The organism is Leuconostoc fallax KCTC 3537 (assembly GCF_000165675.1).
GTDB classification, from domain to species: domain Bacteria; phylum Bacillota; class Bacilli; order Lactobacillales; family Lactobacillaceae; genus Leuconostoc_B; species Leuconostoc_B fallax.
Window position 1 is genome coordinate 1 of sequence record NZ_AEIZ01000013.1, and the last position, 15,358, is coordinate 15,358.

The following is a 15,358-nucleotide window of genomic DNA, read 5'->3' on the forward strand; positions in this document are numbered from 1 at the left end:
CGCCTTTTTTATGATTCATTATGATTTAATAATTCTGCTTGTAGCTGCGCTAACGCTTTTGAAATATAAACTGGATAATCTGTTCGTTCTGCTAATGTTTGGGTAATCGCCGTTACATTTTTATTTTTAACCTGTTGAATATGCAAAACGTCAGGGCTTTCATACACAACTTGCCCTTGATTAAATACTTGTTGTTGCAATGGTATCGCAATAAAATGCGTTAGTGTTTCTTCTTGAGATTGAACTTTGCCATTGATTCTCTGTCCAATAATTGTATCCATCACCTGTTCATGCTTAAGTGCAATAAGATCGCCAACCATTTGCTGTGTTACACGATCGTACAATCGGTACGTCAACTTTTCTCCAGGTAATGTCACTTTACTAGCTGTACCACTAATTTTAATTTTAGGTATCACTTCTCCATGACGCCTGATGGCAGACAATTTGAACACACCACTTAATACGGGCGATGTTGCACTAGTAATCAATTTCTCGCCAACACCAAAACTATCTAACGGCACATCATCATTGATCATGTCGTGAATAATATGTTCATCCAAGGCACTTGATGCTGTAATTTTAACTTTATGCAAACCAGCCTGATCCAAAACTTGACGCACCTCGCGTGCCAATGCGGCAATATCGCCAGAATCAATCCGAACACCGATTGGCTGGTGGCCATCGGCTGCTAATTGTTTAAAAACTTGAATCGCATGTGGCAAGCCAGAACTTAAAACATCATACGTATCAATCAGCAATAAGCAATTATCAGGATAAATCTCAGCCCATTTTTTAAATGCAGTGAGTTCATCAGGAAAAGCTTGAATCCAGCTGTGTGCCATTGTTCCTGAAATAGGCAAGCCATATTGTTTAGCAGCCAAAACATTTGACGTGCTACTGCATCCACCAATAATAGCGGCGCGCGCACCCAAAACGGCAGCCGAAGGTCCTTGTGCACGACGGGAACCAAATTCCATCACCGCTCTTCCTTGAGCAGCACTCGTAATCCGATGTGCTTTAGTCGCAATTAATGATTGATAGTTAATCAAATTTAAAATAATTGTTTCTAAGAGTTGTACTTGTTCAAGTGGTCCACTTACGGTCAATAAAGGTTCACGAGGTAAAACTGGTATTCCTTCTGGAATTGCTGAAATATCACCCGTGAACTTAAAATTAATCAGCATATCAATAAAAGAGGGCGTGAAAAGATTTAAATTTTTAATATATTGAATATCATCCGCATCAAAGTGAAAATCGCGAACAGCTGTTATGACAGATTCTAATCCTGCTGAAATAACAAAATCTCCGTCATCTGGTACCTTACGATAGAACACGTCAAAAACACCCTCATCTCCAGCTAGTGATTGCTGGAAACCGTTGGCCATTGATAACTCATAAAGGTCCATCACCATTGATAAATTCATTTTTATTAACTCCTAGTGAATTGTGCTATTGCAATTCATTTTTTAGGTATTATTTACTTTTAATAGTAAAGTATAGTCGTTTCTATACTATTAGTCAAAACTTAACGCTTCAATCGGTAAAGCTTTGCTGGTCTCCCCTTCATTCCTGTCGGTTCAATACCCACTTCTTCAAAAATATGCGCATGTGTTTTACGAAAATTCGAATTATCAATTTCTTGATAAGACACACGTAAGAAAACCGCATACACTTCTCTAGCTGTCCGTAGCGTAAAATGATGACCCAAAATGTGCAAAATAGATGGTGCATAATCTAACTTATTGCGAACCCGAATAAAAGCTTCTTTCAAAATTAATCGATGATCAAAAGCTAAACGCTGATTTTCCGGTAAATCATGTTTATTTTGAGCGTAGAATTGTTCATCATTGGTATATTCAGATACCGTCTCAAAACGGTATTGCCCGTAAATGAGGTTATAATTATCATCATTAGCAAAACTCACATCAAACCAACGGGCATCCTTAGCACCATATCCAGGTACTAATTTTGGTGCGCCAGGTAAAAATGTCATGTAGGCTAATGAAAGATGACGAACAGCATTATTCACAAAGCGATTTCGATTGGTAAACGTCTTCAATTGCTCTGTATGAAATTTTGTCAATTGAATACCAATTTTATCTCGAATTAAGCGTAGTGCTGCCTCATCAGCATCTTCAGTAACACGTAGAAATGTCTCTGGTAATCCCCAATAATTTTTAAAAGGTGCTTCACTTTTTTGACTAATAGAATTTGTATTTTTTAGTTTCTTCTTGATATGTCCAAATCACATTATCAATGGCGACAACCGGACGTTCAATAATATCATCAATCATACTTTCTCCAATAAACTGTAGTGATTAATATTTTTACTATACCATACTCAGTTTACTGATCCAGGAATTTATCAATATGTAGTCATTAAAAGTTAAAATAAAAAATATCTTCATAGCTAGAATCACATACTTAACTTAAAGATATTTTTTATTAATAGTAATTTTGGGAATATACAACCCATTCACACTAAATAATGTTGTTATTCATAGATATAGTAACTCATCCGATTATTGATAATTTGGATAATTTTTTGTGATCCATGCCTGATTTGATTGATTATTATAAATATTAATTATCTTATCAACAAACATTTTTTGCTTATCCGGACCATCATACGCCTCATATTGACAAACCGCACTCGTTATCAAGCCGCCTTGCTTTAATCCCTTATAACCTGTTAACCCCTTAAATTCATCATGTGTTGATGCCAAAGGTACGATGCCGGTCTTACCTTTTGCGACAACACTTGGATTATGATTAACAGTATCAATATTTTGTTGCGTTAAGCCAATGCCAAAGAAAACATCTTGGGATTTCAAGGCAGATTCTAACTGTTGGACGCTATTAAATTGTTGCACCGTAATTTCATACTGGTTACCACCCAGATTTTTTACCTCGTCAGCATTTACCACGTATTGCCAAATTTTAGTTTCGTCATTGGTGAGCGTTCCCAAAGATAAGTAAACTGTCGGATTATCTGACGTTTTTCCAGGTGAATACGTCGTTAAACGATGATAAATATTGAATCCAACAATACTAATCGTTAAAATAACCAGAAGTCCTATAATACCTATTAACCATTTTTTCATGACTTAATCCTCTATAAATTCGTAACATCGATTACTTCATCAACACGTGAATAAACATTTGAATCGTGTGTTGCGATAATGACATACGTTTCTTGACTGACTTGATTCAATAAGATATCAATTATTTCTGCGCCTGTTTTCTCATCCAGAGCGCCCGTCGGCTCATCCGCTAAAATAATCTTCTTTTCCTTTAAAATCATTCGTGCAATTGCAACACGTTGGGCTTGTCCTCCAGACAATTCATAAATTTTTGATTTTAAATAGGTGTTATCTAATCCAACTTGTTCTAAAGATTGGCTGATCTGTTGGCTGTCTTTATTGACTAATTTTAAATTTTGTAAAACCGTTTTATTATCAAGTAAGGCATAGTTCTGAAAGACGTAACCCAAATAATTTTTAAAAAAGCGTTTTTCTTTAATCTGCCATATATCTTCATCGTCAATTGTAATTTTCCCGCTAGTGGGGCGATCTAATCTACCAATTGCATTTAATAAAGTTGTTTTTCCTGATCCAGATTGTCCAACCAATGCATATGATTTATTAGGCTCAAAAGACAATTCAACGTTTTCATAAACCGTTTTATGATTAAACTTTTTGCTAAGAGATTGAATAGTAATCATATGTCATTTCCTTTAAGAAGCGTGGTGTAATTATTTCTGATTTTTTGATTAAAAATAGTTGTTGTCATGATTTCCAGAATTATGATAATCACAAATGTTATAATTGCGAGCATTTTTTGTCTCTCGAATGTAGCTATGACCAAAGTCGCAATACCCACTGTTAGCATTAACGGCCACAAATAAGGTATGTAGGTTGTAATTATCGTTGTGCCAATCATTTTCTTCTTGACTATTGTGAGTAACTCAAATTTATAAATCGTGATAATATACGCTGTCACACTAATAATGACTGCACTAAACATCACTACCTGTAATATATTTGCAATTAGCAGTTGATTTTTTAAATCTTTAATATTCAAAATAACTGCCTGATACGGTTCCACCGTGCTACTCGTTAAATGGTCCTGTTCTTGACTAATCATTTTAATTGCTTGCGGACTCAAAATGCCTTTTGTATTTAAGATATTGTTGGCAAAAGTTGCGGCATTATGTTCTAACAATAGACGATCGTTTAGCCGAACTAAAATCTGATTACGTAGACTACCGTAACTTTTAGATAAGTCGTCTACACTACCTGAAAAACGAACTGCATTTTCGTTATACAAAAAACCATTTGGCTTTCAGGAATAACCTTGATTTCAATATCATCTTTTGAGAAATTATAATATTTTAATTGTTCAACGTAGACAGTATTAATTAAGGACTGTTGCTTATTTTGATACCGTTTGGGGATATATATTGTTGCTGCTTTATTCATATGATAGGGATATGTTTGCGATGGATAATCTATCGCTTGTCGATTTATGGCAGTGTTATTTAGATACCACAATTTTTGATTCAAATCTGGATCAGTAATGCCGTCTCTTTTCAACTGATTAACAAATCCATCCTTTGCATCGCCTACCATGAATGGTGCAATATTAGCTGTAGACTGTGTCATATAAATATAGTGATGACTGCCTAATTTTTTAACTAAATCTACATCCCTTTGACTGTTTCCGCTACTATGTAGTTGACCATTTTCTGAAGTTTGGGCGGCATCAAAAGGTTGTGTTTTTTGCCAGCCTTTTAGTGCATACCAAGGCTTCAAATGATTGATTTGAGCACTTAATTGTTGTTTATTACTTTGAACCTGTTCGTTAAGTTTACCGACAGCAATAACCATGATACAGATTAATAAAAGCCAGATAACAAAGATACTTTTACCCTTGGCTTTATTCTTAATCACGTTTAATGGCTTTTCCAAATGAATCATAAATTTCACTATCACCAACGACAAAATGATCATACTACTAAAAATAATGATGTCAGTCATCACTAATGCCATAAATAATTGGGTACTAAGCGTTCGAAATCCCTGACCAAATATTACAGCATAACACAGTAGCATGGCACTACCAATTAATATAATCAATACAACAGGCGATAAAACATCATTGATATTGATAACATTTTTACCAAAAGCAAAACGGATCATACGCTCTCTCATAGATCGTGCATCGAAAATAAAGATACCAGTGAATGCTAGTGCAAACAATATTACTGTTACCACTGTCCTAAATTGCCCATTAAATTGTATCAATCCACCAACAAACCAAGGATAAGATTGATTCGCACTAACCGTAATACCCCTTGTTTTTAGTGCTTTTAATGACTGATCACTCAATTTACCTGAAGTATAGATAATCCCATTTGCACTCACCTTATGTAAAAAATGCTTCTTAGGATATTCAGATAAATTATAGTAATCAACCTCACCTGAAGTATTCACATACGACTTATACATATTTATATTGTCTTTTTTGTGATCTCTTGTAGTGTCTGATAAGTTTTATCATTTGAGGTATTACCAACCATTAGAGAAATAGCACCATCCACCGGTAAAGGTGCTGGCATCGTCGTATTATTAATTGCTATAACCCCAATCATGACAAGCAACGCAAAGACCGTGCCAAGAAAGGTAAATTTTATTTTCAAAATTCTATCCTGTTCACTTTCGTAAAAAATATATTTACAATAGATTCTTCATATATACTCAAAAATGTCATTTTTTGACACAGTATTGAGTATAACGAACCGCAAAATAAAAAGTTACGCCCAAATGGCGTAACTTCACTTTAATTTAAGTTGGGTATGCACTAACAAAGTCGGATTAATTTCAAAATGCGTTGCGATATGAAATATTGTAAACACATCCGGTGTCCGCCTTCCAGTCTCCCAATTTGCAATAGCCTGTTGCCCGACATGAAAAATCTCTCCCAATTTTTCTTGAGATAATTTTCTTTCTTACGCAAATATCTTAGGTTCTCCCCCAAATGAACGCCCATACTGCTCCCCCTTTTATGCTATAGCACGTTGTCTACAACGATAATCATAATAATATCATATAATACGTCACTACTATTAGGAAGTATTAACATCAAAACGCACCTACCAACATCCCATTGGATGATTTATCTTTGGATAAATTAGTCAATCTATATTCATCAATAGGCGTGTTCAAATAAAAACAGGCGCCATGTATTGCTATAATGTCAACACATGGCGCCTGAATAAAAGGAGCAGATATTTAATTTGATCGTTAAGTATGCCCAACACACCATAAGGTTCTATCTAGGATTCGTCTCTACAGTGTGATTAAAATAATCATTTAACGCCGCTGTGACGTTATTAGCAATCTGCTGCTGATAACTGACCCTGCGTATATATCTGAAATCCTTATCATTGTTGATATAACCATTTTCTAATAATACTGCCGGCTGTTGATTATCACGTAGCACTTGGAAATTACCAAAGTCAACACCACGATTCTTTAATGGCAACTTATTTAGACGCTTTGAAAGATATTGCGCGATGATCTTAGAATGATTTTGTTTATGATAATAATATTGTGTTATACCAGAAGCCGTATTAGCTTCATCTGATGAATCAAAATGAAATGAAATAAAAACATCGACATTTTGTTTGCGAGAAATTTCTGGTCGTTGTGCTAGCGAGACGAAATGATCATCATCACGCGTTAGAACAACACGGGCACCGCGTTGTTCTAACAATTTTTGAACCCGTTTTACTGTTTTGAGCGTGTAAGTTTTCTCAAAACTCTTACCATTATTTGCAATAGCACCACTATCTGAGCCACCATGACCAGCATCTAGTTGAATCGTTGCCTCACTCAAGGGCGTGCTACGCTTTAAATGCTTAGACTGTACAACCCAGCTTGCAACCCAACCGACGGTCTGGTCATCATTTTTATCGTCTCGACGCACTTTATACCATGCACTTTTGTTATCAAGTACAATCAGCTTCGTCCCCTTAGGTACTTTTGCCAAAGATTTCGCCGTTGGTTGTGGCGATTGGCGAATCTGTAAATCATCTACCTGATTCACAATCACATTAATACGTAACAATAATATTAATATCACGATAAATATTGTCAATATGACAAAGGTAATCGCAAGACCAATTTTATTATTCAAGATATAATGTTTTATCTTTGACATATGACACCTCCACACCACAATACAGTGTATTAATCGGTTACCTGATCATCATTACGGCATAAATTACATAATCCATATATCTCTAATTTATAGCCCAACACAACATAATCCGTCAACTGAGATTCAAGGTGGTCATCGATTGGTGATTCAATTTTAATGACACGACCACAATTTTGACAAATAAAATGACCGTGATGAGGTGAATGAAAATCACACTGGAATTTAACATATAATTGTCCATTATCCAAGCGTTGTTCCAATAGCCCAAGCTGTGTAAACTCTTTAATATTACGATACGTCGTCGCATGGCTGGCGTTAGGATAAATATCTTGCATATAGTGATCAACATCAATCACTGACACATAATTCTCTTCAAATGTTGCCAAATACTTTAAAAGATCCATCCGCTGTTTTGTCACTTTAAACGCACTCTTTTTTAAAATATCTAATGCTGTATCGTACTCCGTCACCATTCCCATGCCACGCCTACCTTTCTAATTATCTACCTTGTTCCAAGTCAAAGCTAAAGTATAAATCACACCTTCAATAGCTGTAATAAAGAAACTCACTGGCCAATTCGTCAAATAACTCAAGTATAATCCTAACCATGTACCGATTAAAGCAAATATAAACGTTAGAATCATCATCCCAACAACGGTTTTAGCCAAATATTTAGCTGCCGAAGCGGGTATCGTGAGTAAAGCAAAAATTAATAATGAACCGACAACTTGTGCAGTAACACTAACTGTACAAGCAACCAGTACCAAAAATAAAATTGAAACATACATATTAATCGTAGAATTATACTGCGCACCAACACCATCAAACGTTGTGTACTTCAGCTTACGATAAATTAGTGCGACCACTACTAAAATTACTATACTCAATGCAATTAATTCATGCAAGCCATGAATGTCAATTCCTACAATACTCCCAAATAAAATATTTGTAGCATAGCTGGATTGTTTATCAGACAAGGATAGAAATAAAATACCAAGACCAATAAAAATAGCGGAGAAAACGCTAATAGATGATTCGCGTCGGCTAATTTGATTACCAGAAACACCCACAAAAAGCGCACTCGTTATTGTAAACAAAATCATACCACTAATGGGTGAAATTCCCATAAAGACACCAAAAGCTGCACCTGAGAAGCTAATTTCTGACAGTGTATGTGTGAAAAATGCCGTACGTCGTGCAACAACAAAGACCCCCATCACACCACATAATATTGAAATAAACAGGCTCGCAATAAATGCATATTGCATGAAAGCATATTCAAACATCAGCATCCTCCCCCGTCAATTTTTTGAAAGTTCCTGTTTTATTTTCAATATGTAATTCATAATCACCAAATAAATCAACCAATTCAGGATCATGAGTAATGAAAATAACTGCCAAGCTTTTATTTTTAATAATTGTTTTGACTAACGCCAACAAAATATGCCGTGACTTTTTATCTAAATTGGCAGTACTTTCATCTAATATTAATAAACGTGGATCTGTAATTAATGCTTGTGCCAGATAGGCACGTTGCTTTTCACCACCAGAAGCACGCCCTAAACTTTCATTAGCAATATCTGTTAGGTTAGTATCCGATAAAACCCGCTTTAAACGTATTTTTCTTCCTTTTTAACCAAGGTAACATCCCTTTTTGTAAGCTGAGGGCGACAAAATCTTGGATGCGTAAAGGATATTCGTCATCGATATCTCTAAATTGCGGTACTAATTGTATATCAGACTTTTTCACTGAAAAATCAATCTGCTCATTTTTGGTTTCAACTGATCGTAATAATGTCTTAATTAATGTTGTCTTTCCAACCCCATTATCTCCAGTGATACAAGTTAATGAACCATCAGAAATCACAAAAGAAAGGCTCTTAATTAGGAGCCTTTCTTGAACAGAAATATTGAGATTGTTAACAGCTAACACGCTCTGTTTCATAACTATTTCTCTGTTTCTTGTATTTTTTCAATTGATTATATTGTGATAACATCCATTGCTTATAATTTTGTCCCTTTGGCATTGTTTCTGTTACCTTAAGTACCGGCACATCATTTTTCTTAGCCAAACTTACAAGACTATCAACTGTCTTATCCGTTGCCTGTGTATTTTGCACGAAGAACGAAATCTTCTTAGACTTGATGTCATCTTGCATTGCCTTAATATCCTTAGGTGAAGGATCAGTACCATCTTCAACAGACTTAGAGAAGTGATTGTTATTCTTACGGTAACCCAACTCTTGCAATGAATAATCGAAGACTGGTTCGCTGACATCAGCTAACTTATTATCACTATTAGCCTTTAATTCGTCAACTGTTGTTTGAATTGGCTTCAAGCTAGCAATATATTTTTTAGCATTTGCTTCAAACTCTTTTTTGTGACTTGGCTCAATCTTACCAAATTCTTCAGCTAAGTAGTTAGCAACTGCTGGCATTGTCTTGGTACTGTACCACAAGTGTGGGTTATCACCATCTTTTTTGTTCAAGATGTCTTCACCAACACGGACTTGCTTGACTTTACCATTTTTAGCTAATTTTTTCATCCATGAATCATAGCCTATACCATTATACAAGACTAAATCAGACTTTGCGACGTTTTTCGCAACTTTGGCTGTTGGTTCATAATCATGAGGATCCAAATTAGGATTATCAATAATTGATGTTACCTTACCATGATCGCCCAACACTGCTTTCGCGGCTTCGCCATAAAAATCAACTGAGGCAACAACCTGAATTTGGTCTTTATCTTTTTGATCATTGGCATCCTTTTTATGGCCACCAAAAGCAAAAATTAATCCCAAAATAACAACCACTGCAACTAAAATCACACCATAAAATGTTTTACGCTTCATTGTTCTTTCCTTCTATATTAAGTAACAAACTTATGTATGCTAATATGACAAATTATTGTTGCCGACGCTTAGCATCTTTAATAATTTTCAAAGCTCTTTTACGTGTCTTAATATTAGGACTATGTAATCGGCGCTGTGCACTGCTGACATCTTCTCTTTCTGCCATCTGCTCACTCTCTTTCCCATTATTTTTAACTTATCACTTACCGCAACATTATCATTATAGTAATGATTACTTTTAAAGTCAACAAAAAGTAATCATTACTTTTTGAAAAAATAAAAGAACCCATCGGCGGGTTCTTTTATTTAGATAGAAATCGTGGGTGTAAGTTAATGAATGTAAATAAATCACAATGAGGATCAAAACACATATGCATGTCGCTTTGTTCCAAATGATAATGATTACTATCTATAACCAATACTATAGCACCTCTTCATTTAAATATCAACATTAAATAGTAATTATTACTTTTTAGTGTCCGTTATGGTTAAAAAATGAAAATATTCAGCAATCGAATATGACTAATTTTTGAAAACATTCAGGCTGATTTAAGCTGTGTCGTATAGATTTATCTTTTAATTTTCAGAAACTATTGCGTTTTTAATTGGAAGGGCTTACAATGCTTATATCATAATTTAAAGGAGCATTATTAATGAAAGCAGCTGTGTGGCATGGTGTCAAAGATATCCGTGTGGAAGACGTTGAGTTAAAGGCACATAAGGATAACGAAGTCGTTGTTCGTGTGGCATGGGCCGGAATTTGTGGTAGTGACTTACATGAGTACTTGGAAGGCCCTGTATTTATTCCAGTAAACAAGACTGATGAATTGACTGGTGGTCAAGCACCCTTAACTATGGGTCATGAATTCTCTGGTGTTATTGAAGAAGTTGGTCGTGATGTCACACGCTTTAAAGCAGGTGATCACGTTTCCATCAACCCAACAGTGACACGTGGTATTCATGATGATACTGTTGACGTTTATGATGGCTATAGTTTTATCGGCTTAAGTACAGATGGTGGTTTCACATCATTTGTTAATGTACCAGAAGACAACCTATATGCATTACCACAAAATTACGATCTCCGTACTGCCGCTGTTATTGAACCAAGTGCAGTTGCTGTTCAAGCAGTTAAAGAGGGTGACCTGAAGTTCGGACAAACAGTTGCAATCTATGGTGCTGGACCAATTGGTGTTCTCGTCGCTGCCGCAGCTAAAGCAGCAGGCGCAACGAAAATTATCGTTGTAGATTTATCAGCCGTTCGTCTGCAAAAAGCACTTGAAATGGGCGCAACCGATGTGATTAATCCTGCAGATAGTAATGCTGTTGAGGCCATCAAAGCCTTAGTTCCAGGTGGTGTTGATGTTAGCTTTGAAGTAGCCGGCGTACAACCAACATTCGAGCAGGCCATTGCTTCTACAAAACCTCGCGGTAATATGGTCATTGTTTCAATCTTTGCCCGTCCAATTCAATTTGATCCAATGCAATTGATGAATGCGGGTGTCAAGCTCACAACAACGATTGCCTACTCCAAAGAAACATTCCAACAAACTGTTGATTTAATTACAAGTGGACAACTAAAAGTTGAACCTGTCATTACTGATGAGATTGCATTAGACAATATCGTCACTGATGGTTTTGAATCACTCACACATGATAAGTCTCAAGCTAAGATTTTAATTAAATTAGACGAGACGCTTTAATTAACAAAAAAGAACACGATATGATATCGTGTTCTTTTTTGTTGGTTAAGATGCTTTTGGTGTTCTAAAAAATAGCCAGCAACGCCACAAAATGACGATCAATGCTAAGAATAAGACAAATAGTGCCAACTGTGAACCCAAGACTGTTGCTTTTTGATAACCTAGTTGACTGTGATTTTGAACAACATTAATAATTGTAGCAACTAGCGATGTTGCCACTGCACCTGAAAATTGTTGTAATGTATTAAAAATCGCGTTACCATCGCCACGCATTTCATCAGAAACAGCGCTCATCCCCGTTGTCATAAGGTTACTGTACGCTAATCCAGAACCCACCATATATACAACATGGCTAAACACAAATCCCCATAATGGATTAACACCAAGAATAAGCGTTAATAATCCCCAACCCAAGCTGGACAATCCTAGACCAAACAATATCGGTCGTTTAGCACCCCAGTTATCTAATAATTTACCGGATAACGGCGAAAGTAATGCGCCTACTGTGGCACCTGGTAACATGACTAACCCAGCAATAAAAGCACTTTTTCCATTTACAATCTGAATTAGATTAGGTAATACAAACGAGATACCTAATAATAAAAACTGACACACAAGAAAGCCCAACAAAAATAGCCGAAATGTTCGATTTTCCAACACTTTAATGTTAATTAGCGTTTGATCACGATGTCGTGATTGGTGCCAAAAAATCCAAGTGCCCCAGATAGCAAAGGCTAATGCTACCCACCCAAACAGAGTACCTATTTGGCTTAAAAAGATTAATGTACCCGTAAATAATAAGCCTAAGCCAAATAAGCTGACCATATCCAGCCGACCCGTTTTTTCAACCTGATGATAAGGTATAACCTTTAACCCTAATACTAACGATAAAAGTAAAACAGGTACTAAGAAAATAAAAATAAAATGCCAAGACAGTTGTGTCGTTAAGATACCACCATAAGTAGGGCCGATTGCTGGTGCAATTGATGTTGTCAATGTACCAATGCCCATCATTGTACCGCGTTGTCTAATTGGCGCATATACTAAGATGATATGAAACATTAACGGTAATGCTATGCCTGTTGCCACACCTTGCAATAACCGACCAGCCAGCAATAATAAGAATGACGGTGCTAGAAAATCAATTAATAATCCGATTAAAAATGTTAAATTAGCAAAAATAAATAATCCTCGAATACTATAATTCCTAAATAGATAAGTAGATAATGGCACCGTGACAGCAATCGTTAATAAATAAATCGTTGTTACCCACTGGACATCGGCTGTTGCAATGTTAAATTGCTGCATCAATGTTGGAAAAGTAACATTCATTGCCGTTTCAATCAAGACGCCCGCAAAGGACATCACCCCGATCGCTAATATCGCTAATCCTAAATTCATTTGCTTGTTGTTTGTCAAAATCAATTACCTCAACTTTACTATCTCGCAAAAAAGGAGAGACCATTTCTAAATTAATAGAAATCGCCTCTCCTTCTCGACATGCTATGTAGCATGTTATCTGTACGACTAAACGTATATTACTGTAACATGTTCGAAATAGATACGTCAATCACTTCTTAAATTGCGTGTTGGTTATTTGTAATAACTCGTTGTCCCGTCATCGATGGTATATGGATTTTGCCAAATACCTGCAATTTCTTCAAAGTCTAACATTAACATTAAACCAACAAATTGTTCGGTGGACAAATCATTCGTAATCAATTTCTTTTGCTGTAATTGTAATTCAAGATGCGAACGATATTGCTCCATATCAGCATTTGAAGCTAATCTTTGAACATATATCAATTGACTAAGTGCGTAATCAATTGCATCATCTGACAAATCTAACACATCGTGAAAACGATGAGATATTTTTTCTAATTTACTGCGCCGCTGCATAATATTAAAATTACTCATAATATTTCCCCTTTCGCATCCGTTCCTTATACTTATAAGAATACGCTATACAAGGGCATATCGCTAAACATATGATTTTTTTAATAAAATTATGCGTATTAATGATTATTAGCCGATTCATGCTTTGAACGTGTAGCAAAATAAATGATTGACATGATAATCAAAAAGGCAATTCCTACTAATAATGGTACTCGTGTTTCATCATTAATAAACATAAATATCAATGTGATCACCAATGATAATAGGGCAAAATAGTTACTCATAGGATACCACGGCATCTTAAAGGGATGATCCGCCATTTCGTGTAGATGACGATGTCTAAACTTCAATTGACTAATTAGAATAATAAACCAAGGCACCATTCCTGGTAACACACTCGAACTATAAACTAACACAAATATATTTGTACTGCCCTTTAGGAAATATGGTAATACCTCGTTTAAAATCATACCAATAAATATACCAACCGACATCACGATTACTGGTAACGTTGGGACACGGTGGCGTGACAACTTAACAAAGCGTTGTGGCAACTCTTTGCGTAATCCTAAAGTATATAACATACGACTTGAACTAAAGATACCAGAATTACAACCCGACATCGCTGCTGTTACCATAACAAAATTAATGATTGCGGCTGCAGCTGTAATGCCAACACGTGAGAAGGTTTCCACAAACGGAGAACCGACTTTATCCAATTGGTTCCACGGATAAATCGTTACAATCACAAAAATTGCACCAATATAGAAAATTAAAATTCTAGCTACAATAGATTTAATTGATTTTACCACGGTCACTTTCGGATTTTTGGCTTCGCCTGCCGTAATACCAATGACTTCAACACCTTGATAGGAAGCCATAATGATAGATAGCGCAAAAATGAATCCTTTAACACCACCTGTGAAGAAACCACCATGTGACCACAAATTAGAAAAGCCAATCGGTTGCCAATGATTGCCAAACCCTAGCAAAATTACCAAGGCACCCAATATCAGCATAAAGATAATCGTAACCACTTTAATTAACGCAAACCAAAATTCCAGTTCACCGTAGGCCTTCACGGAAATCAAATTAGCAATACACAACGTTACCACTACGATGGTTCCCGTAATCCACCCTGGAACACCTGGCCACCAGTAATCTAAATATTGTCCAACTGCGATAACTTCACTAATACCCACAACTAAATACTGAAAAACATTACTCCATGCTGTTAAATAGCCAGCTAATGGATGAATATATTCGGAGCCATACTTGGCAAAGGAACCTGTGGATGGGTCAAGATACAACATCTCACCCAAGGCACGCATAATAAGATAAAGGACAAAACCAGCAAAAGCATATGCTAGCAACACAGATGGCCCGGTCCATTTTATTGTGGCTGCAGACCCCATAAACAAGCCCACGCCAATCGTTCCACCAAGCGCAATCATTTGCATTTGACGCGAGGATAAATCTCTACTTAATTGTTTTTTGCTCTCCATACTACTTTCACCTGTTCGTTCTACTCATCATTTCCAATCAAAAAGCGTCCCTAGATATGCAATATATCTAGGGACGCTGACACGTGGTACCACCCATATTTAGTCAATTAAAAAATGACAACTCTATATTATTAGGATAACGGCTAATTTCCGATGATAATTTCAGTCATTAAAC

The 15,358-nt window shown here is 36.0% G+C and carries 16 protein-coding genes, 2 pseudogenes and 1 other annotated feature (1 of these 19 cut by a window edge); of the genes and pseudogenes, 1 reads left to right on the forward strand and 17 read right to left on the reverse strand.

Annotation, left to right across the window (positions count from 1 at the left end):
- Positions 1–8: 8 nt before the first annotated feature.
- From LEUFL_RS0103030 to LEUFL_RS12860, 14 genes and pseudogenes are all read right to left on the reverse strand, one after another.
- A complete protein-coding gene (locus LEUFL_RS0103030) occupies positions 9–1,424 on the reverse strand; it encodes a nicotinate phosphoribosyltransferase (protein WP_010007376.1) in 1,416 nt (471 codons plus the stop codon).
- A gap of 101 nt (positions 1,425–1,525) precedes the next feature.
- On the reverse strand, positions 1,526–2,083 hold the full coding sequence (locus LEUFL_RS11210; RefSeq protein WP_010007377.1) for an NrtR DNA-binding winged helix domain-containing protein: 558 nt from the start codon (positions 2,081–2,083) through the stop codon (positions 1,526–1,528).
- A gap of 439 nt (positions 2,084–2,522) precedes the next feature.
- Positions 2,523–3,104 carry a hypothetical protein gene (locus tag LEUFL_RS0103040; protein ID WP_010007379.1) on the reverse strand — a complete coding sequence of 194 codons (582 nt, stop codon included), beginning with the start codon at positions 3,102–3,104 and terminating at the stop codon, positions 2,523–2,525.
- 11 nt (positions 3,105–3,115) lie between these two features.
- A complete protein-coding gene (locus tag LEUFL_RS0103045) occupies positions 3,116–3,724 on the reverse strand; it encodes an ATP-binding cassette domain-containing protein (protein ID WP_010007380.1) in 609 nt (202 codons plus the stop codon).
- A complete protein-coding gene (locus LEUFL_RS0103050; protein WP_010007381.1) occupies positions 3,721–4,329 on the reverse strand; it encodes a hypothetical protein in 609 nt (202 codons plus the stop codon). The genes LEUFL_RS0103045 and LEUFL_RS0103050 overlap by 4 nt, the downstream gene beginning before the upstream one ends.
- Complete coding sequence (locus tag LEUFL_RS0103055) at positions 4,290–5,510, reverse strand: bacteriocin-associated integral membrane family protein (protein ID WP_029508622.1); 1,221 nt, start codon at positions 5,508–5,510, stop codon at positions 4,290–4,292. Before LEUFL_RS0103055 ends, LEUFL_RS0103050 begins: the two co-directional genes overlap by 40 nt.
- Before the next feature lie 2 nt (positions 5,511–5,512).
- Positions 5,513–5,701 (reverse strand): hypothetical protein, encoded by a 189-nt coding sequence (locus tag LEUFL_RS0103060; protein WP_029508623.1) that lies wholly within the window; start codon positions 5,699–5,701, stop codon positions 5,513–5,515.
- A gap of 135 nt (positions 5,702–5,836) precedes the next feature.
- Positions 5,837–5,998 (reverse strand): annotated as a pseudogene (locus tag LEUFL_RS13495) (helix-turn-helix domain-containing protein); the annotation flags it as partial.
- 335 nt (positions 5,999–6,333) lie between these two features.
- Complete coding sequence (locus tag LEUFL_RS0103065; RefSeq protein ID WP_010007382.1) at positions 6,334–7,224, reverse strand: N-acetylmuramoyl-L-alanine amidase family protein; 891 nt, start codon at positions 7,222–7,224, stop codon at positions 6,334–6,336.
- A 29-nt stretch (positions 7,225–7,253) separates the two neighbouring features.
- Positions 7,254–7,697 carry a Fur family transcriptional regulator gene (locus LEUFL_RS0103070; protein ID WP_010007383.1) on the reverse strand — a complete coding sequence of 148 codons (444 nt, stop codon included), beginning with the start codon at positions 7,695–7,697 and terminating at the stop codon, positions 7,254–7,256.
- 21 nt (positions 7,698–7,718) lie between these two features.
- Positions 7,719–8,510, reverse strand: coding sequence for a metal ABC transporter permease (locus tag LEUFL_RS0103075; RefSeq protein WP_010007385.1), 792 nt, complete (start codon positions 8,508–8,510; stop codon positions 7,719–7,721).
- A pseudogene (locus LEUFL_RS11215) lies at positions 8,503–9,169 on the reverse strand (ATP-binding cassette domain-containing protein). Before LEUFL_RS11215 ends, LEUFL_RS0103075 begins: the two are co-directional and overlap by 8 nt.
- The gene (locus LEUFL_RS0103085) at positions 9,144–10,079 is read right to left on the reverse strand and encodes a metal ABC transporter solute-binding protein (protein WP_010007387.1); all 936 of its coding nucleotides are present in this window, start codon (positions 10,077–10,079) and stop codon (positions 9,144–9,146) included. The pseudogene LEUFL_RS11215 and the gene LEUFL_RS0103085 overlap by 26 nt, the downstream one beginning before the upstream one ends.
- Before the next feature lie 52 nt (positions 10,080–10,131).
- The gene (locus tag LEUFL_RS12860) at positions 10,132–10,245 is read right to left on the reverse strand and encodes a putative metal homeostasis protein (RefSeq protein WP_010007388.1); all 114 of its coding nucleotides are present in this window, start codon (positions 10,243–10,245) and stop codon (positions 10,132–10,134) included.
- A 487-nt stretch (positions 10,246–10,732) separates the two neighbouring features.
- On the opposite strand from LEUFL_RS12860, the gene LEUFL_RS0103095 reads away from it, so the two are divergent.
- A complete protein-coding gene (locus LEUFL_RS0103095; RefSeq protein WP_010007389.1) occupies positions 10,733–11,782 on the forward strand; it encodes a 2,3-butanediol dehydrogenase in 1,050 nt (349 codons plus the stop codon).
- Positions 11,783–11,827: 45 nt separating this feature from the next.
- On the opposite strand, the gene LEUFL_RS0103100 is transcribed toward LEUFL_RS0103095, so the two are convergent.
- The 3 genes from LEUFL_RS0103100 to LEUFL_RS0103110 form a co-directional block, all read right to left on the reverse strand.
- Positions 11,828–13,183 (reverse strand): MFS transporter, encoded by a 1,356-nt coding sequence (locus tag LEUFL_RS0103100; protein WP_033192905.1) that lies wholly within the window; start codon positions 13,181–13,183, stop codon positions 11,828–11,830.
- A gap of 192 nt (positions 13,184–13,375) precedes the next feature.
- Entirely contained in the window at positions 13,376–13,699 is a 324-nt protein-coding gene (locus LEUFL_RS0103105; RefSeq protein WP_010007394.1) for a hypothetical protein, read from the reverse strand.
- Positions 13,700–13,797: 98 nt separating this feature from the next.
- Complete coding sequence (locus LEUFL_RS0103110; RefSeq protein WP_010007395.1) at positions 13,798–15,183, reverse strand: amino acid permease; 1,386 nt, start codon at positions 15,181–15,183, stop codon at positions 13,798–13,800.
- 66 nt (positions 15,184–15,249) lie between these two features.
- Positions 15,250–15,358: a binding site (T-box leader), on the reverse strand (it continues 119 nt past the right edge of the window).